Origin of the sequence: Streptomyces sp. NPDC090499, assembly GCF_044769305.1 — a bacterium.
GTDB lineage: Bacteria > Actinomycetota > Actinomycetes > Streptomycetales > Streptomycetaceae > Streptomyces.
In genome coordinates, this window is the sequence record NZ_JBIVXP010000001.1 from 1,346,727 (window position 1) to 1,364,659 (window position 17,933).

General features: G+C 70.1%; 15 protein-coding genes. 2 read left to right on the forward strand and 13 right to left on the reverse strand.

All coding sequences use genetic code 11. The annotated features are described in order from the left end of the window. Window positions 1-40 precede the first annotated feature (40 nt). The 4 genes from ACIQVL_RS06250 to ACIQVL_RS06265 all read right to left on the reverse strand — a co-directional run bounded on the left by ACIQVL_RS06250 (window position 41) and on the right by ACIQVL_RS06265 (window position 2,962). Window positions 41-1,753, reverse strand: a complete 1,713-nt coding sequence (locus ACIQVL_RS06250; RefSeq protein WP_403474573.1) for an LCP family protein — start codon at window positions 1,751-1,753, stop codon at window positions 41-43. 16 nt (window positions 1,754-1,769) lie between these two features. Continuing rightward, window positions 1,770-2,453: a nicotinate-nucleotide adenylyltransferase gene (nadD, locus tag ACIQVL_RS06255; protein ID WP_403427696.1), complete on the reverse strand. Its 684-nt coding sequence runs from the start codon at window positions 2,451-2,453 to the stop codon at window positions 1,770-1,772. Between the two features lie 69 nt (window positions 2,454-2,522). Further along, window positions 2,523-2,690 (reverse strand): hypothetical protein, encoded by a 168-nt coding sequence (locus tag ACIQVL_RS06260; RefSeq protein WP_167450157.1) that lies wholly within the window; start codon window positions 2,688-2,690, stop codon window positions 2,523-2,525. A gap of 110 nt (window positions 2,691-2,800) precedes the next feature. Continuing rightward, window positions 2,801-2,962 carry a hypothetical protein gene (locus ACIQVL_RS06265; protein WP_403427694.1) on the reverse strand — a complete coding sequence of 54 codons (162 nt, stop codon included), beginning with the start codon at window positions 2,960-2,962 and terminating at the stop codon, window positions 2,801-2,803. A 98-nt stretch (window positions 2,963-3,060) separates the two neighbouring features. Here ACIQVL_RS06265 and ACIQVL_RS06270 point away from each other — a divergent pair, with 98 nt between their 5' ends. Next, a complete protein-coding gene (locus tag ACIQVL_RS06270; protein WP_403428173.1) occupies window positions 3,061-4,182 on the forward strand; it encodes a M48 family metallopeptidase in 1,122 nt (373 codons plus the stop codon). 70 nt (window positions 4,183-4,252) lie between these two features. Here ACIQVL_RS06270 and ACIQVL_RS06275 read toward each other — a convergent pair whose 3' ends face one another. From ACIQVL_RS06275 to proB, 5 genes are all read right to left on the reverse strand, one after another. After that, on the reverse strand, window positions 4,253-5,323 hold the full coding sequence (locus ACIQVL_RS06275; RefSeq protein ID WP_403427692.1) for a hypothetical protein: 1,071 nt from the start codon (window positions 5,321-5,323) through the stop codon (window positions 4,253-4,255). Window positions 5,324-5,423: 100 nt separating this feature from the next. Then, window positions 5,424-6,002 (reverse strand): hypothetical protein, encoded by a 579-nt coding sequence (locus ACIQVL_RS06280; protein WP_403427690.1) that lies wholly within the window; start codon window positions 6,000-6,002, stop codon window positions 5,424-5,426. Window positions 6,003-6,153: 151 nt separating this feature from the next. Then, window positions 6,154-7,440, reverse strand: a complete 1,287-nt coding sequence (locus tag ACIQVL_RS06285) for a glutamate-5-semialdehyde dehydrogenase (protein ID WP_403474574.1) — start codon at window positions 7,438-7,440, stop codon at window positions 6,154-6,156. Between the two features lie 140 nt (window positions 7,441-7,580). Further along, window positions 7,581-8,009 carry a hypothetical protein gene (locus ACIQVL_RS06290; protein ID WP_403427686.1) on the reverse strand — a complete coding sequence of 143 codons (429 nt, stop codon included), beginning with the start codon at window positions 8,007-8,009 and terminating at the stop codon, window positions 7,581-7,583. A gap of 123 nt (window positions 8,010-8,132) precedes the next feature. Beyond that, entirely contained in the window at window positions 8,133-9,260 is a 1,128-nt protein-coding gene (gene proB, locus ACIQVL_RS06295; RefSeq protein WP_403427684.1) for a glutamate 5-kinase, read from the reverse strand. Between the two features lie 246 nt (window positions 9,261-9,506). Here proB and ACIQVL_RS06300 point away from each other — a divergent pair, with 246 nt between their 5' ends. Next, window positions 9,507-10,907 carry a polysaccharide pyruvyl transferase family protein gene (locus tag ACIQVL_RS06300; RefSeq protein WP_403474575.1) on the forward strand — a complete coding sequence of 467 codons (1,401 nt, stop codon included), beginning with the start codon at window positions 9,507-9,509 and terminating at the stop codon, window positions 10,905-10,907. A gap of 19 nt (window positions 10,908-10,926) precedes the next feature. On the opposite strand, the gene ACIQVL_RS06305 is transcribed toward ACIQVL_RS06300, so the two are convergent. The 4 genes from ACIQVL_RS06305 to ACIQVL_RS06320 form a co-directional block, all read right to left on the reverse strand. After that, on the reverse strand, window positions 10,927-12,087 hold the full coding sequence (locus tag ACIQVL_RS06305) for a glycosyltransferase family 2 protein (protein ID WP_403474798.1): 1,161 nt from the start codon (window positions 12,085-12,087) through the stop codon (window positions 10,927-10,929). A gap of 400 nt (window positions 12,088-12,487) precedes the next feature. Further along, entirely contained in the window at window positions 12,488-14,602 is a 2,115-nt protein-coding gene (locus ACIQVL_RS06310) for a hypothetical protein (protein ID WP_403474576.1), read from the reverse strand. A gap of 152 nt (window positions 14,603-14,754) precedes the next feature. Continuing rightward, window positions 14,755-16,254 (reverse strand): D-ribitol-5-phosphate cytidylyltransferase, encoded by a 1,500-nt coding sequence (locus ACIQVL_RS06315; RefSeq protein ID WP_403474577.1) that lies wholly within the window; start codon window positions 16,252-16,254, stop codon window positions 14,755-14,757. 303 nt (window positions 16,255-16,557) lie between these two features. Next, window positions 16,558-17,787 (reverse strand): hypothetical protein, encoded by a 1,230-nt coding sequence (locus ACIQVL_RS06320; RefSeq protein ID WP_403474578.1) that lies wholly within the window; start codon window positions 17,785-17,787, stop codon window positions 16,558-16,560. Window positions 17,788-17,933: the final 146 nt, after the last annotated feature.

Genomic DNA, 17,933 nt, shown 5'->3' on the forward strand with positions numbered 1-17,933 from the left:
CCACGTGATTACCGGGTCACGTGGGGTGCGGCGGGCCACCTCAGGAGGAGGACGGCTTGTAGTCCTGGCCGAGGACGACCGAGACGTCCGCGCCGGAGCCGACGGTGCCCTTCCGGACGGTACCGGCGCCGAGGCCGAGGGTCTTGGCGACCTCGGTGGCGTTCTCCTTGTCGGCGGCGTCGGAGTACAGCACCTCGGAGGCGGCCCGGGTGCCGGTGGCCGTGCCGCCCTCCAGGAAGGTGTAGCCGCCGTTGACGAGGACCACGCGGGCCTTCTCGGTGTCGTCCTTGACGCCGGTGGCGTTCTGGACGGAGACGCGCACCGCGGATCCCGCCGACGGGCTCTTGGCGGTGCCGCCGAGGATGTCCTTCACGACGCTGGAGCTGGTGTCGGCGCTGAGGGTGCCGTCGCCCTGCACCGGCAGCAGGGCGGTCTTGTAGTCGCCGTCCTTGGCGAGGTCGGCGAGCTTGGCCAGGAAGGTGCCGAGGTCCTTGTCGGTGAGGGACGGGTCGAGGATCTGCGCGAGGGTCTGCACGGTGGTCGTCGCGGTGGCGGCGTCGGAGGACAGCTTGCGCAGCACTCCCTGCATGACCTGCCCGAACCGCTCCAGCTGGGCGTTCTGGGCCTCGCCGGAGGCGCGGTAGGTGGCGTAGGCGACGGCGGCCTTGCCCCCGAGGGTCTGGTCCTTGCCCTGGTTGACCAGGGGTTCCGCGCCCTTCTTCTTGGTGTCCGGGTCGGGGACGTCTGCGTTGGTGTCGATGTCGATGTTGCCGACGAGATCGACGAGGTTCTGCAGGTAGGGGGTGTCGAGGCGCCAGGTGCCCTCGATGTTGGTGCCGAGGACGGTGTCGAGCTGGTCGCGGGTGCCGGAGGAGCCGTCGCCGTCGACGGACTTGGCGAGGGTCGTGGTGGTGCCGTCGTCGTCGGTGAGGGCGAGGGAGTTGGGCAGCAGGACGGTGCTGCCCTGCTTGGTGGTGGTGTTGTCGACGAGCAGCACGGTCGAGGTGCCGCCGCCTGCGGTGTTGTGCAGGTGGACGACGACCACGTCGCGTTTCTGGGCGGCCGCGGAGATCGTCGTGCCGCCCTTGGCGGTGGTGGAGGACAGGCCGGGGATCTTTCCGGCGTACCAGAGGTAGCCGACGCCGCCGGCGGCGACCAGGGCGAGGACGACGACCAGGGCGACCATCCGGCTGCGGGCGCGGCGCTTGGCCTCCTCACGGCGCTCGGTGCGGTTCTCGGTGAAGTTCAGCCAGTCGATGACGTCTTCGGAGTCGCCGTCGGGCTGTTCGACGAACGCGAACTGGCCGGTGTGGTAGTCCCGTTCGTCCTCGGTCTGCCGGGGACCGGCCGCGTGGTCGGCCGGTCCGGCCTGCTGCGGGATGTGCGCGGTCTGCTCGGCGACCCGGGGCTGCCGGCCGCTCGTGGCCGCCTGCCCGTAGGGGTCGTGGACGGCGTGGCCGCCGGTGCCGTACGGGTCGTAGGCGGGCATGACCGGGTGCCGGCCGGTGTCGTGGACGGGGGCCTGCTGCCCGGTGTCGTACGACGGCGCGGTCTGCTGCCCGCCGCCGGCGTACGGGTCGTAGCCGTAGCCCTGCCCCTGCCCCTGCCCCTGCCCCTGCCCCTGCCCTGCGTACGGGTCGTACGTCTGCTGCTGTTGCGCGGGGATCTGGCGGTACACCGGCTGTCCGTACTCGTCGTAGCCGACGAGCTCGTACTGGTCGCTTCCGTAGCCCGCGTCGTATCGGTCGTTCACCGGTGCCCCTCTCGGCTCACTCGCCGCGGTACAGCTCGCGCTTGTCGATGTAGCGCACGACTCCGTCCGGCACCATGTACCAGATGGGGTCGCTCTTGGCGACTCTCGCACGGCAGTCTGTGGAGGAGATGGCGAGCGCGGGAACCTCCACCAGCGAGACGCCGCCCTCCGGGAGACCGCGGTCGGTCAGGTGGTGGCCCGGCCGGGTGCAGCCGATGAAGTGGGCCAGGGAGAAGAGTTCCTCGGAGTCCCGCCAGGTGAGGATCTGCCCGAGCGCGTCGGCGCCGGTGATGAAGAACATGTCGGTGTCGGGGTTGAGGGCGCGCAGGTCCCGCAGGGTGTCGACGGTGTAGGTGGGACCGCCGCGGTCGATGTCGATGCGGCTGACGGAGAACTGCGGGTTCTCCGCGGTCGCGATGACCGTCATCAGGTAGCGGTCCTCGGCCGGTGACACGGCGCGGGACGTCTTCTGCCACGGCTGCCCGGTGGGCACGAAGACCACCTCGTCGAGGTGGAACTGGGCGGCGACCTCACTGGCCGCCACGAGGTGCCCGTGGTGGATCGGGTCGAACGTTCCGCCCATGACGCCGAGGCGGCGTTTGCCGGTGTGTGCGGGGCCCGCCGGCGTGTACCGCGGCCGTGTCGCCATGTCGTCGGCCTCGTCAGCTGCCGGACCGGTAGGCATGTCCTGCTCTCCCATGCGTGCAGACCCTACCGGCCCGGCCCGTGGGCCCCGCCCGGAGGACCGGTGCCGGGCCCGGAGTCCGGCTCAGCGGTCGCGGTTGAAGCGGGTGGTGATCCACAGCAGGAGCAGCAGGATGACGAAGGCGCTGCCGCCGGTGACGGCCGGGTTGAGGCTGTTGTGGTTGCCGCCGTGCTCCTCGCCCTCTGCGGCGAGGGTGACCAACTGGGCAGCGGCGCTGTGGAGATTCATCATCTGCGGCAGGACCTATCGCGTGTGGACGGGATAAAGCTGTCGGCTCATCGTATGCGGGCGCCCCGGCGGCGATCACGCCGACTCCTCCATCGGGGAACGTTCGCGGCGGCTCAGTCGTCCTTCTGTTTGTACCCGCGCAACAGGAACCAGGCGGTCAGTGCGCAGCCGACGAACATGACGACGATGACGACCCGGAGCAGATCGCCCGAGCCCTGGTGCTGGGCGGCGCTCGCGGCCTGGGGGAGCCAGGCGGCCGGGGGGTGGTGCTCCATGAGGACTCCTTCGGCTGTACTGCCCGACCACGGTATATCCGCCTAGGCTGGGCCCTGCCCCGGGGGCACGGCAGACACTCACGCACATGGGGGATGACATGTCCGACGACGGCCACCAGCAGAACGGGCACGAGCAGGACGGGCACGAGCGGGTGCCGAGCAGGCAGCGCAGGCGGTTCCCGGGGATCTCTTCGCGTGCGTACGAGCATCCGGCGGACCGTTCCGCCCTGGTGGCGCTGCGGAAGCTGAGCGGTTTCGACGCGGTCTTCAAGGCGCTCAGCGGGCTGCTTCCGGAGCGGAGCCTGAGGCTGCTGTTCCTGTCCGACTCGGTCCGGGTGTCCGACCAGCAGTTCACCCACCTGAACGACATGCTGCGGGATGCCTGCTACATCCTGGACCTGGAGAAGGTCCCGCCGATGTACGTGACGCAGGATCCGCAGCCGAACGCGATGTGCATCGGCCTGGACGAGCCGATCATCGTGGTGACGACAGGCCTGGTGGAACTCCTCGACGAGGAGGAGATGCGGGCGGTCGTCGGCCACGAGGTGGGGCACGCGCTGTCCGGGCACTCGGTGTACCGGACGATCCTGCTGTTCCTGACCAGCCTCGCGCTCAAGGTCGCCTGGATCCCGCTGGGCAATCTGGCGATCCTGGCGATCGTGACGGCCCTGCGGGAGTGGTTCCGCAAGTCGGAGCTGTCCGCCGACCGGGCCGGGCTGCTGGTGGGCCAGGACCTGCGTGCCTCGATGCGCGGCCTGATGAAGATCGCGGGCGGCAACCACCTGCACGAGATGAACGTGGACGCGTTCCTGCAGCAGGCCGAGGAGTACGAGGCGGGCGGCGACCTCCGGGACTCGGTCCTGAAGATCCTGAACGTGCTTCCGCGTTCGCACCCCTTCACCACGGTCCGCGCGGCAGAGCTGAAGAAGTGGGCCGAGTCCCGCGACTACCAGCGGATCATGGACGGCCACTACCCGCGGCGGACCGAGGACAAGGACACCTCGGTCGGCGACTCGTTCAAGGAGTCCGCGGCGAGCTACGCCAGTGACGTGAAGAGCTCCAAGGACCCGCTGATGAAGCTGGTCTCGGACTTCGCGGGCGGGGCGGGAAACCTGGGCGGCCGGGTGAAGCGCGGCTTCGACGGGTTCACGAGCGCGCCGCCGCCGAAGGACGCGCCGCCCCGGGACACTCCCCCGGAGCCGGAGGGCGGCGAGGCGTAGCGGGGGCCACCCCCTTCCGACCCTCTCGTCGTCATGGGGCGGGGCGCCGGTCGGATGCCGGTCCGGCCGGTCAGACCTTCGGTTCGGCCGCGGTGGACAGCGTCCCGCACAGGGCGGTGGCGCTGTCCGGGGCGAACGGGTTCGTGCCCGCGGGGCCGCCCGCCCTGGCCGTCTGGCCGGCCAGCAGGGGGTGCAGGTGGTCGGCGGCGTCCTCGGCGCAGGACAGGGGGCCCGCCTGGACGTAGGAGACGACCAGTTGGGTCTGGTGCAGGCGCAGGTCGTCGCGGTCGAAGCGGAAGGTCAGCTGGCGGCGCACGGTGAACAGGGAGGCCTGGGCGCCGGCCGGGGCGCCGGTGGGCCGCAGCGCGTAGACGAAGGTGTGGTCGGCGGTGACCTCCAGGGTGGCCGGGTCGGTCTCGGTGGCCGTCAGGCTGCCCTGGACGCGGATCCTCGGGTCGGCGAGTTCGGCGCGGGTGGGGTCGAAGCGGACCAGCCATCCGGTCGGGGCGTGCCGGCCGTCCGCCGCCGGGTGGTCGACGCTCTGGTCGAACTGGTCGAGCTGACCGGGGTCGAGCAGCGCCCGCGTGGGCCGCACCTCGCTGCTGTCGAGGACCTCGGGATAGAGCGAGGAGCGGACCAGGTAGTCCTTGGCCGTGGTCAGGGCGGTGACGACCTGGCTGTCGGAGAAGTGCGGGGTGCTCCGGGCGGCCGGCAGCGGTATCCCCTCGGCGCCGACCTCGTACTGCGCGGCCGGGCTGTGCGCGAACAGCGTCTCGGCATCGGCGGCGCCGGGCACCCTGCCCTGCGGGGAGAGCGGGATGACGGTCATCCGCAGGGATTCGACGGGCTGCTGGGACTCGTCGGTGCCGTAGGGGTGGCGGACACCCATGTAGATCGCGGTGCCGAAGGCGACGAGGATCAGCACGACCAGGATCAGGGCCTGCCGGGTGAGGCCCCGGCGCAGCGGCGGGCGGCGGCGCACGGCGGGCGCGTGGTCGGTCATGCGTTCGCGCGCGGAGGACTCCTGGAGGCGGGCAGCGCGGACGAACGATTCGTCGAAGACGACGGATCGGTACTCGTCCTCGCCACCCACGGGGGCGCCCTCGGGTGTCCCCTCAGGTGGGTCTCCTGGCCCGCCCATACTTTCAGAGTAGGTCTCGGGAGCCTCAGGTAAACGCCCTGCTACACGACAACTTCTGACAGGTTCTCACCAGGACTGCCACCAGGGCGGCCGCAACCGATCAGGGGGTGCGCGGGACCACGGAGACCGCCGGCTTGGCGGACTGGGAGTAGTCGGCGGACACGGAGGGTGCCGCCGCGGTGCCCTGTTCCTGGCCGGTGGAGGGGGGCCTGGGCACCTGGTCGCGGCTGCCGCCCGAGGAGGCGCTGCGGTAGACCGCGGCGAAGGCGAGCGCGACCATGCCGATGCCCATGACGAGGGCGAGCACCCAGGCGACCGGACGGTGCCAGCGGACGTGTTTGCCGTACGTCCCGGCGGCGCCGTACCGGTCCTCGAGTACGTCGGTGTCGTCCAGGTCGTCGAGCTCGCCGCCGAGGTCGGTGCCGTCCGGGCTGTAGCGTTCGTCGAAGCGCTCGCCTCTGGCGTGGGCGCGGCGGGCCTCGGCCTCGGAGGCCTCGGCTCTGGCCTGGGCTGCGGCAAGGAGGCGTTCGACGGCGGTCGGCTCGTGGACCACGGCCGCCTTCACGAAGGCCTCGTCGAAGACCACGGAGTCGAACTCTTCGTCCGACATTCCGTGGTCATGGTCGTCGTCGGGCTCCCAGCCGTCAGGGAACGGCGTGCCCCCCACGTCCTCCGGCACGGATCCAGAGTAGACCTGGGGGGTCAATTTGGGCAGACGGTATGGAAATTCATAGGCCCGGTGAGACGCCTCTCACGCTCGCCGAGGGTCGCCGTACGCCCCGCCGCGCGCCCGCACGCCGTACGGAGTGCGCGGCTGGGCCGTGCGGGTGTCAGCGGCGGATGTGGCCGTCGCCGGTGACGATGTACTTGGTGCTGGTCAGCTCCGGCAGGCCCATGGGGCCGCGGGCGTGCAGTTTCTGGGTGGAGATGCCGATCTCGGCGCCGAAGCCGAACTGGCCGCCGTCGGTGAAGCGGGTGGAGGCGTTCACGGCGACCGTGGTCGAGTCGACCAGCTGGGTGAAGCGGCGGGCGGCCTGCTGCGAGGTGGTGACGATGGCCTCGGTGTGCCCGGAGGTCCACAGCCGGATGTGCTCGACGGCCCGGTCGAGGGAGTCGACGACGGCGGCGGCGATGTCGTACGACAGGTACTCGGTCTCCCAGTCCTCCGGGACCGCCTCGACGACGGTCGCCTTGGTGTCCTTGGCGTGGGCGAGGACGCGTTCGTCGCCGTGCACGGTGACGCCGGCCTCGGCGAGGGCGTCCAGGGCGCGCGGCAGGAACTCGGCGGCGATGTCCTGGTGGACGAGGAGGGTCTCGGCGGCGTTGCAGACGCTGACCCGCTGCGCCTTGGAGTTGATCAGGATGTCGATCGCCATGTCGATGTCGGCGTGGGCGTCGACGTAGACGTGGCAGTTGCCGGTGCCGGTCTCGATGACCGGGACCTTGGACTCCATGACGACGGTCTGGATGAGGGAGGCGCCGCCGCGCGGGATGAGGACGTCGACGAGGCCGCGGGCGCGCATCAGCTCGTGGACGGACTCGCGGCCCTCGCCGGGCACCAGCTGGATCGCGTCGGCGGGCAGCCCGGCGCCGCCGACGGCGTCGCGCAGGACGCGGACCAGGGCGGTGTTGGACGCGTGGGCGGAGGCGGAACCGCGCAGCAGGACGGCGTTGCCGGACTTCAGGCAGAGCGCGGCCGCGTCGACGGTGACGTTCGGGCGGGCCTCGTAGATGATGCCGACGACGCCGAGCGGGACGCGGACCTGGCGCAGGTCGATGCCGTTGGGGAGGGTGGAGCCGCGGACGACCTCGCCGACCGGGTCGGGCAGCTTCGCCACGTCGCGCACGTCGGAGGCGATGACGCGGACCCGTTCCGGGGTGAGGGTCAGGCGGTCGACGATCGCCTCGCTGGTGCCGTTCTCGCGGGCCTTGGCGATGTCCTTGGCGTTGGCCTCGACGATCTCGCTGGTACGGACCTCCAGGGCGTCCGCGACGGCGAGCAGCGCGTCGTCCTTCACGGCCCGCGGGAGCGGCGCGAGGTCGGCCGCGGCAGCCTTGGCACGGTAGGCGGCCTGGGTGACCGGGGACATGGCGTCGTACGGCGAGAGCGTGGTCATGAGGGCAGGGTAGTGCGCCCCGGCAGGCCGTCCACGCGTCATCCCACACCGCGAGACATGGATCAAAACAGGCGATTACCGGACGGCGGCGGAGGCCGTGCGGGAAGCGCCGGAGGGGTCGGCAGGGAGGGCTGGAGAGTTCAGAAGGGGTGGATGCCGACCGGTGTCGCGGGCGGCGGGCCGTAGCCCTCGGCGACGCGCTGGTGGTAGGTGGCACGGTCGACGACCTCCAGGCCGACGATCTCCCAGGCGGGCAGCCCGGCGGTCTGGCGGTGCTCGCCCCACAGGCGCAGGGCGACGGCGGCGGCGTCGTGGAGGTCGCGGGCCTCTTCCCAGTAGCGGATCTCGGCGTGGTCGCAGGCGTAGCGGCTGGTGAGGAGGAAGGGGTGGTCGTGGGCCAGCTGTTCGAGTCCGCGGCGCAGTTCCGGCAGGGGGACCTCGGCACCGCAGACGCTGAGGGTGACGTGCCACAGGCGCGGCAGGTCCTTCGGCTCCTCGTAGGTGTCCCCGGCCGCGACGCTCGTCAGAGCACCGCGGGAGCCCGCAGCCCCAGGGCGCACTCGTCTCACGACGGCCTCCTTCAGCTGTGCTCGTGCGGAACGTGGTCCTGAGACAAAGTTGAGCAGGCCGCAAGGGTTCGTGTGGCGGTTTTACGGAACGTCCCCCACCGGGGTCCGTCGTCACGGCCCGTTTTACGGGTGCAGGATCACCAGGTCGTCCCTGTGTACGACCTCGCGTTCGTACGCCCGTCCCAGCTCGCGTGCCAGCTCCCTGGTCGAACGCCCGATCAGCTGCGGAATCTCCTTGGCGTCGAAGCTGACCAGTCCGCGGGCCACCGCGCGGCCTGCGGTGTCGCGCAGCTCGACCGGGTCACCGGCGCTGAACTCGCCCTCGACCGCGGCGATCCCGGCCGGCAGCAGCGACTTGCGGCCCTCGACGACCGCGCGCACGGCACCGTCGTCGAGGGTGATCGAGCCCTGCGGGGTGGAGGCGTGCTGAAGCCACAGGAGGCGGTCTGCGGACCGTTTGCCAGTGGGGTGGAAGTAGGTGCCGGTGTCGCCGCCCAGGAGCGCGTCGGCGGCGTGCACGGCGCTCGTGAGGACCACCGGGATGCCCGCGGCGGCGGCGATCCGGGCGGCCTCCACCTTGGTGACCATGCCGCCGGTGCCGACGCCCGCCTTGCCGGTGCTGCCGATGTCGACGCCCGCGAGGTCCTTCGGCCCCTTCACCTCCGCTATCCGCGAGGTGCCGGGCCTGCCGGGGTCGCCGTCGTAGACGCCGTCGACGTCGGAGAGGAGGACGAGCAGGTCGGCGTGGACGAGGTGGGCGACGAGGGCGGCGAGGCGGTCGTTGTCGCCGAAGCGGATCTCGTCGGTGGCGACGGTGTCGTTCTCGTTGACGACCGGCAGCGCACCCATCGCGAGCAGCTTGTCGAGGGTGCGGGAGGCGTTGCGGTGGTGGGCGCGGCGGCTCATGTCGTCGGAGGTGAGCAGGACCTGTCCGACGCGGACGGCGTAGCGGGCGAAGGAGGCGGTGTAGCGGGCGACGAGCAGGCCCTGGCCGACACTGGCGGCGGCCTGCTGGCGGGCCAGGTCCCGGGGGCGGCGGCGCAGGCCGAGCGGGGCGAGCCCGGCGGCGATGGCGCCGGAGGAGACGAGGACGATCTCCCGCTCTCCCCCGCTGCGGCTCTTGGCGAGAACGTCGACGAGCGCGTCGACGCGGTCGGCGTCCAGGCCGCCGGAAGCGGTGGTCAGCGAGGAGGAGCCCACCTTGACGACGATCCTGCGGGCCTCGCCGACGGCCTGCCTAGCCCTTGCCACGTCCTGTCCCCACTTCGTTGCGCGTGGCAGCAATCTACGCGAAGGGGACCGGCGCCAGGCCCGACCGTCCAGCCTCCGGACAGGCGGCGACCCGGTGATGGGCCGGGGATCGACCGGTGCCGGATGCAGCGGTGCGTGACGCTGGGTTCACGTGGCGCGCACGGCAAAAAGGTTGTGTTGACTTTCTATAGAAATCGAAACGAACTCAAAGTTAACTTGAAGTCTGTGCCATCCAAAGATCGCCGCGTGAAGCGGATCCTCCTCAGGTCGGGAAAGAGTCCCTACGACGTCGTCGGCGTCGAGGAGGCCCTGCACCGGGACGTCATCGCCACCAACTCGGGCAACCTGATCTTCAGCGATGCCGCTCACAAGATCCTTGAGACGCCGGAAACCGAGGTCGTCTCGAACGGCATGCCCTCCGACGTCGCCGCTGCCGCCCGTATCAACGAGGAGTACGACGCCTTCGTCGTCCCGCTCGCCAACGCCTTCCGGCCGTCCTTCGAGAGCGCGTTGAAACGGATGACCAGGCTGATCTCGAAACTGGACATCCCGGTGGTCGTGCTCGGCGTCGGTGCGCAGACCGGGGTGAGCTACAACCCGGACCGGCTGAAGCGGATCGAGCCGACCGTACGGGAGTTCTGCGCGGCGGTGCTGGAGCGCAGTGCGTCGATCGGCGTGCGGGGCGAGTTCACCGAGCAGTACCTGAAGGACATGGGCTTCAAGGACGTCGAGGTCATCGGCTGCCCTTCCCTGTTCATGCACGGCGAGCAGCTCCCGGTGCACAAGAAGGCACTGGAGTTGACGCCCCAGTCGCGGATCGCGATCAACGGCTCGCACAGTGCCGTACGCGCGCAGGGCCTGGACCGGATCATCACGCGCACCCACGAGCGCTATCCGAACGTGCGTTTCGTCGGCCAGAACATCAGCGACGCACGGCAGTTGCACTGGCGCGACCTGTCGGATCCCAACGCCGCGGTGACCGGGATGCCGACCCACCCGGACCATCCGATGTTCCGCGAGGACAAGGTGCGGGTCTACGTCGACCCGGTCACGTGGATCGACGATCTGCGCGCGTTCGACTTCTCCTTCGGATCACGCATCCACGGCAACATCGCGGCGCTGCTGGCCGGTACGCCGGCCACCGTGCTGTGCGGTGACTCGCGGACGCTGGAGCTCTGCCGTTACTTCGGGATTCCGCACCGGCGGCTGGACCGGGCGGTGAAGGATCCCGAGTCGGCGGATCCGGCGAAGCTGTACGCGGAGGCCGACTTCGGCGCGCTGGTCGGCGGTCACCGGGAGCGTTTCGAGCGGTTCACCGGGTTCCTCGACAGGAACGGGCTGGAGAACACCTTCACGCACGGCGACGGCGGAGCGGCCTTCGAGGAGCGGATGCGGACGCTGGCGTTCCCGGTGGGGATCCGCCCCTGGAACGACGTGGACGTCACCTCGCTCACCTCGCGGTTCGGCTGGCTGCACAGCCGTATCGACGAACTGTCGCTGGACAACGCCCGGCTGGAGAGGGAGCTGGCGCGCACCGGGGCCTGCAGCGCGAAGGTGACCGCAGCGCAGCTGTCGGGCTCGGTCTACCGGCGGGCCCGGCGGGCGGTCGGCAGGCCGATCCGGCGGGCGCTGGGGTCGGGCGGATAGGCCGCGCCGAGAGGCTGCGTCAGGCGGCCGCCGGCTTCACGTCCCGGGCGGGCAGGGACCGCCGCAGCTTGCGCAGCGCGCGCCGCAGGAGGGTGTTGGCGGCCTCCTCGCGGTAGCCCTCGACGGCGCGGGCCTCGCGGGGTTCGGCGAGGTAGATCCAGTCGGGGAGGCCGGCCGTCACGGAACGGAAGTGCGGGTAGCTGAGGTAGACGCGGGTGCCGCGCCCCTCGAGGACCGCGGCGGGTTGCTTCTTCGCCTGCACGAACTCGAGGACGTCCGGGAGGAGTTCGGTGCGGCGGACGGCGACCAGGTGCAGCTGGAGCCGCTCGTGGACCTTGAGGCGGCGGGCCACCTCGGGGTTCCAGTGGGCGTCCAGCAGCGGCTCGGCGAGTTCCCGTTTGTGCTGCCGTGTCTCGTCGCTGTCCTTGAGGAACCTGGGGCCGAACTGCGGAAGCAGTGTGACCTTGAACGGCCGGACCATGAGGCTGTCGCGCCGCGGCCCCGCCGGGACCATCTCGGCGATCAGGTTCATCAGGGCGCGCGCGGAGTCGAAGCGGAGGGTGTAGCCGCCGCTCTTGGTGACGTGTTTGCCGTCCTCGCGGCCGACGAGGTAGTAGCAGGGGTAGTCGGCGACGACGGAGACGCCGTCGGCGCGGAGATAGGCCTCCATGGTGAACAGTGCGTCCTCGCCGGTCCACAGGGACTCGTCGAACCGCATGCTGTGGCGTTCCAGCAGGGTCCGGCGGAAGAGTTTCTGGGCGCTGAGCGTGAACTTGATGTTGGAGGAGAAGACGTCGGTACGGTCGAGGGTCTTTCCCCACATCGACTGCGGGGGTTTGCGGTTGATTCCCTCGACCTTGCCGACGACGACGTCGGTGCCGTTCCTGTCGGCCATGGCGACCATGCGCTCCAGGGCCTCGTCACCGAGCCGGTCGTCGGCGTCCAGGAAGAACACGTAGCGGCCGGCGGCCTTGGCGAGGCCGACGTTGCGCGGGCCGCTGGGGCCGCCGGAGTTCTCCTGGCGGATCACGGTCACCGCCATGGCGGCGCGGGCCGCGAACTCCTCCAGGTACTCCCCCGTGCCGTCGGTCGATCCGTCGTCGACGGCGATGACCTCCATGCGGGCCGGGTCGAGGGTCTGGCGCTCGACGGAGGCCAGGCACTCGACCAGGTACGGCATCGCTTCGTACGCCCCGATGATCACGGTCACATCAGGCTGCGCAACGACGGTCACGTTTCCCCCTAGTCAATGGTGCGTTCCCCCTGCGTCACCCTGGTCGCAACGCCTTAGACGGCCGAGCGGTGCGACAGGTTGCCCAGGAGGACGCGCTCAGTGGCCCAGCTCACATGGCGAACGGACAACTTGGTGGTGTACAGCGGGTTACATCGGACAGTACGGGCGCGCGGTAAGAGCTGCTCAACGGGAACGGCGAAGCATGGGTAAGAAGAAAGTCGCGCATTCTTGAGCAGAGGTAGGAGAACGCGGTGCGAGAACGAGAACGGCACGCAGCCGACACCGAACGGGTTCGGCCCCGGGACGAAGTCCGCGGGGCCGAACCCGTTCGGTGTCCTGGCGGTGGTCAGCCGGCGGTCGCGCCCTCCGTCTCGCCGGAGGCCGTCCGCGGCTTCCCGCCGGGCAGCGCTTCGGCGAGTTCGGCCGCCTCGGGGTCGCCGGCCGCGATCCGGGCCTCCTGGCCCAGATTGCGGGTCTCGGCCTTGCGGGCGAGCGCGGCCACCGCGCCGTTGAACTGCTCGATGGAGGTCGGCTCGTCCGGCCCGAGCAGGTAGTGCTTGAGTTCGTCCCGGTCCACGGCCAGCGGATCGGCCGACGGGTCGCGTACGGCGTCCAGCAGGCCGCCGAGTTCCTTGGCGCTGTTGGAGAGGATCACGGCGGCGCGCACTGCGGTGTTGGCCCGCTTGAACTCCTCGATGCCGACGCCTGCCGAGTCGGTGACGGCGTACGGCTTGCCGCTCGCGATGAAGTCGGAGACCACGCTGGAGATGTCGGAGACCATCGCGTCGGAGACGTTGAAGCAGTCGTACAGGCGGGGTTCGCTGCCCGCGATGACGGCGTGCTGGTACGACGGCAGGGCCTGCCAGTAGGAGTCGTTCCAGGCGGTGCGCAGCCGGGCGATCTCCTCGTGCTTCTTCAGGTCGACGACGTCGTCCCGGCTGGCCTCGGCCTCGTCGCGCTTGTCGTCGCCGGTGCCGGCCAGTTCGGTCAGGCGGGTCTCGATGCGGGTCAGTTCGGCCTGTGCGGCCGCCTGGGCGGCGGGGTCGGCGGTGAAGCGGGCGTCGGCCGCGCGGGCGGTGGCGGCCTTCTGGACGAGGGCGGTGACGCGCCGGTGGGCGGCGCCGGCCTCGGCACTGACGGTACCGGTGAAGGGGTGCGGCTTGTAGAGGACGCGGACCGGCGGGTCGGCCTTGACCAGCTTCTTCACGATGTTCTCGCCGGCGAGCACGAGGGAGGTGTTGCCGGGGTTGCCGTCCCAGCCTTCCCAGGTGGGTGCGTAGAGCACGGTGGGGATACGGCCGTCGGGGACGCCCTGCCCGCTCTGGATGGGGGCCAGCTGGGGGCGGCCGACTTCGACGATGTCGTCGTCGCGGACGCCGACGTCGGCGATGGCGTAGCGGTCGCGGCCCGCGCGGCCCGCGGTCCACACCTCGTCGTACGCCTTGCTGAACGGGTTGACGCTGGCCAGCTTGTCGCTGTCGCCGTGGCCGATGAAGACGTGCTTCATGGTGGGGACGCGCAGCAGGTGGATGTTCTTGCCGACGTTGGCCGCGTAGAGGGCGACGCGGACGGTGGAGAGGTCCATGTTCATCAGGTGCACGCCGCCGGGCACGCAGATGACGGGGACGGTGGTCGGCGCGAGGCTCTGCAGGATGACGCGTTCGCGCAGCAGGATCAGCGGGCGGGACTCCAGCTGTTCCATGGTCTCCAGCCACATGTTGACCTGGTAGGCGGAGTCCTTGGAGCCGGAGAAGTACAGCACGGTCCCGGGCCGGTACTCGGCCAGCCAGTCGTCGACGGCGGCCAGCACGGTGTCGGCGTCCGGCGGGGTCTTGCGGCCGCGCACGTACGGGATCAGGACCAGTACGTACAGGCAGCCCAGGGCGAGGGTGATGCCGACGCCGACGAATCCGGCGACCACGTTGTCCGTCGCCGCCGAGATCAGCAGGCCGACGACGGCCGCGAGGTCGAGGTGGAGCATCTTCTCGGCGGAGCGGTCGAGCAGGCCGCGCGGCGGGGCGTCGGGGATGCGGATGCGGGACTTCAGGTCGACGTTGCGGGTGGCGACCGGCATCCGGCGGCGGTTGCGGATCAGGGTGACCACGGCGCCGTGCGGGGCCTGCAGGCCGTAGAAGGCGATGAAGCAGGCGATCGCGCCGTAGAAGACCAGGCCGTTGGAGAGGTCCATCCTGGCCAGCAGCAGGATCAGCAGCAGCTGCCGGATCAGGAAGCGGATCGACAGGCCGGCCCGGACCTTGCTGAGGCGGTTGACGAGGTAGCTGCCCTTGCGGTGCAGGTAGTGGTCCGCCAGGTACGTGACGGCGGCCGCGGCCGCGAAGGTGTAGACGCTCGGGACGAGCGCGGCGGCCATGAGGACCGGGAAGCCCAGCATCATGAGTGCCGCCGCGGCCAGCTCGGCCGCGCTGCCCACTCGGGCGACGCGAATAGCGGTGGATATCACGGAGAACCTTTTGCTGACAAAAAGGCCTGAATTTGACCTTGCGGACAGTCTGGGAGGTGGTCGATCCGGGTTCTAAGGGTTCAGGCCCCTGCGATTGCTCCGCGAACGCGCAACCACAGAGGCCTGAATTAAAGATGACTAATGGCTGTCGATTATGCCACGCCGTCCTGTCGGTCCAGGACACTGGCGAGGGCCTGGTCGAAGCCGGAGGCCTGGCCGGCGGCCGCCGTCGGGTCCTGCTGGCGGACGTCGATGACATGGCCGGTGAGTTCGGAGAGCAGCACGTCGAGGGAGGTGCGGGCGACGGCCTCGGAGGAGAGCAGCGAGCCCGTCGGCTCCTGGCCGAACGCCTTGGTGCGCATCGGGGTGGCGGTGCGCTCGGGGTTGATGCAGTTGACGCGGACGGCGTCGCCGGCCCACTCGTCGGACAGGGCCTGGGTGAGGTTCACCATGGCGGCCTTGGTGGAGGAGTAGAGGCTGTACTCGGCGCGGCCGCGGGTGTAGCTGCTGGAGGTGTAGAGCAGCAGCTGGCCCTGGGTCTCGGCGAGGTACTTGTAGCTGGAGCGGGCGATCTGCACCGGGGCCAGGTAGTTGACCTTCAGCGCCTCCTCGATGGTGGCGTTGTCGGTCTCGGCGAGCTTGCCGATGCGCAGCACGCCCGCGGTGTTGACGACGTAGTCGATCCGGCCGGTCTCGGCGTACGCCCTGGAGAGCGCGTCGTCGACCTCTTCGGGGTTCTCCACGTGGGTGCCGGTGGTGGAGCGGCCGAGCGCGTAGACGTTGGCGCCGTAGGACTCGGCGAGTTCGGCGATGTCCTTGCCGATGCCGTACGAGCCGCCGAAGATCACCGCGGTCTTGCCGGTGAGGAGTTCGCGGTAGGCGTCCTCGCCGTTCTGCTCGGGGGCGGCGGTGGAGGCGAGCTGGAAGAGCTTGTCGGCGATGAAGACGTCGACGGGCTGGGTGACCTTCATGTTGTACTCGTCGCCCGCGACGACGTGGATCGGCACGTCCGGCAGGTACTTGAGGACGACGGAGCAGTCGTCGGTGGCCTGGAAGTTGGGGTCTCCGTCGGCGACCTCGTAGGCCCGCTTGATCGTGGACAGCTTGAACGCCTGCGGGGTCTGGCCGCGGCGCAGCCGGGAGCGGTCCGGGATCTCGGTGATGAATTCGCCGTCCCCGCCGTGGGTCCTCGTGACGATGATGGTGTCGGCGGACGGGATGGCGACGTCGACGGCCTGGTAGCGCTCCAGCGCGGTCACGCAGTCGTCGATGACGCGCCGTGACAGCAGGGGGCGTACGGCGTCGTGGAAGAGGACGTTGAGGTCCTCGCCCTCGGTCAGGCCCTCGCCGAGGGCCTCGATGGCACGCTCGGTGGTCTCGTTCCGCGTGTTGCCGCCCTCGATGATCTTCTTGACCTTCGCGAACCCGGCCTTGGCGACGATCTTCTCGACGTCCGCGACGTAGCCCGGTGCCATCAGCACGATGATGTCGTCGATCGAGTCGGCCTTCTCGAACGTGGCCAGGGTGTGCTCGATGACGGCCTTGCCGGCGATCTTCAGCAGCTGCTTGGGGATCGACAGACCCACCCGCTGACCGGTGCCACCGGCCAGGATCACTGCGGTGGTTCGGGGCTTGGCTATGTGCTGGGACACAGGTGACCTACCTTGGGGCATCAGGGAACCACGAAATGGTCCCACTTCCGGTAACCACTGTGCAAGGTGAGCGCCGTCCACTGCATATGTGCCCGCAACCTTTCATTCACCTTGCGTCGCTGGTGATGGGCGCCGCCCGCCGGGCCGCCGGAAGAGTTCCGTGAATTTGCTGTGAGTAACTACACAGGGCATTTCGATTGCGGTGCGTGACGCGATGCACGTCTCAGCGGTGCTAAGCCGTGCCGCGGGGACGGCTTAGCGGGGCTAAGCCGTCCCTGTGGCGCGGCCTCCCGGCGCGGCACCTCACCGTCGTCGGAGTTTCTTCAGACATCGGTGCCCCAGCACCCGCATCAGCTCCTTCGACGACGTCTGGTGCACGGTGCGGGACTTCGCCTCGGCGGTGTGGCGCACGGGGGCCGCGGCTGCCGCGGCGAGCGCGCCGTAGAGGGCCTGGGCGGCGACCTCGGGGGCGATGCGGGCCTCGGCGGCGGGCGGTCCCGGCTGTGCGGGGATGGCGGGCAGGGCGGAGAGCAGGGCCGGGTCGCCGACGACACGGACGCCCATGGCGCCGATGCGTTCGACCATCTCGGAGCCGATGCGGCCGGCGGCCTCGACGGCCCAGGCGGGGGTGGAGATCTTCACGTCCGCGGCGGTGGGGCTGCACGAGTTCTTCATATGCATGACGGCGCCGTTGCGGACCAGCTTGGAATAGAGCTCGTCGGGGAGTCCATTGCCGCGGAATTCCATGTTGAGCTTTCGCAGCATTTCGGTCTCGGCGAGGGTGAGGGAGCGGTTCGCCGTGTCCGGGACGGGCCGGAGGAGATGTGCGGGAAGTCCGAGGAGGGCTTCGAAGGTGCGCATCAGGCCGTCGCGGTCCCGGTCGTCGACCACGACGACGGTGACGCGGTCGGCGCCGGCCGCTCGGCTCCAGCGTTCGACGAGGCGGTCGTGCCGGTGCCGGTGCCAGAAGCTGGGGTTGGGCTTCTCGTAGGGGGCCTTGCGGAGCATGTGGTGCAGCCAGTCCTCGTAGCCCATGCGCAGTCCGTTCTGCACGTACTGCTGCCACTGGGAGGGCATGATCCTGGCGAGCGGGCGGAGGGTGACGAGGACGTGGACGCGTTCGCCGCCGAGCTGTTCGACGATGCGGGCGGCGGTCTCGTCGTCGGGGGCGTCGGCGAAGAACTCGCTGCTGATCACCGAGGTGCGGCCGCCGGTGTCCTCGACCTGCTTGAGCAGTCTCGTCCAGTGCTTCTCGGTGGGCACGGTGTCGCCCATCATCGCGGGCCGGGCGCAGGCGGCCAGGGCGGCCTCCATCGGGTGCCGGGTGGCCGCCGGGAACTCCGCACCGTGTTCGGGCAGCTTGTCCTTCGCGGCGAACAGGGCGCCCTGGATGGCCGTGGTGCCCGTCTTGTGCGGGCCGATGTGCAGCAGGCGAGTGCCGGCGGGCAGGGCGGCAAGGGAACCGGTGGGGCCCGTGGGGCCTGTGGTGGCGTCGTTCACCGGGGCTTCGCCTCTCGTACAGTCCGTCTCCATGGTTAACGGAAGGTAAGACGTTTACCTTAGGTTCACCTGAGAGCAGCCTGGGACACAGATGAGTCCCAGGCTCCTGTTATGCAGACTTGACCTTCGACGTGCCCGGTTGGCGGGGTTGACGACCCATGCACCCGTTTCATCCGTCC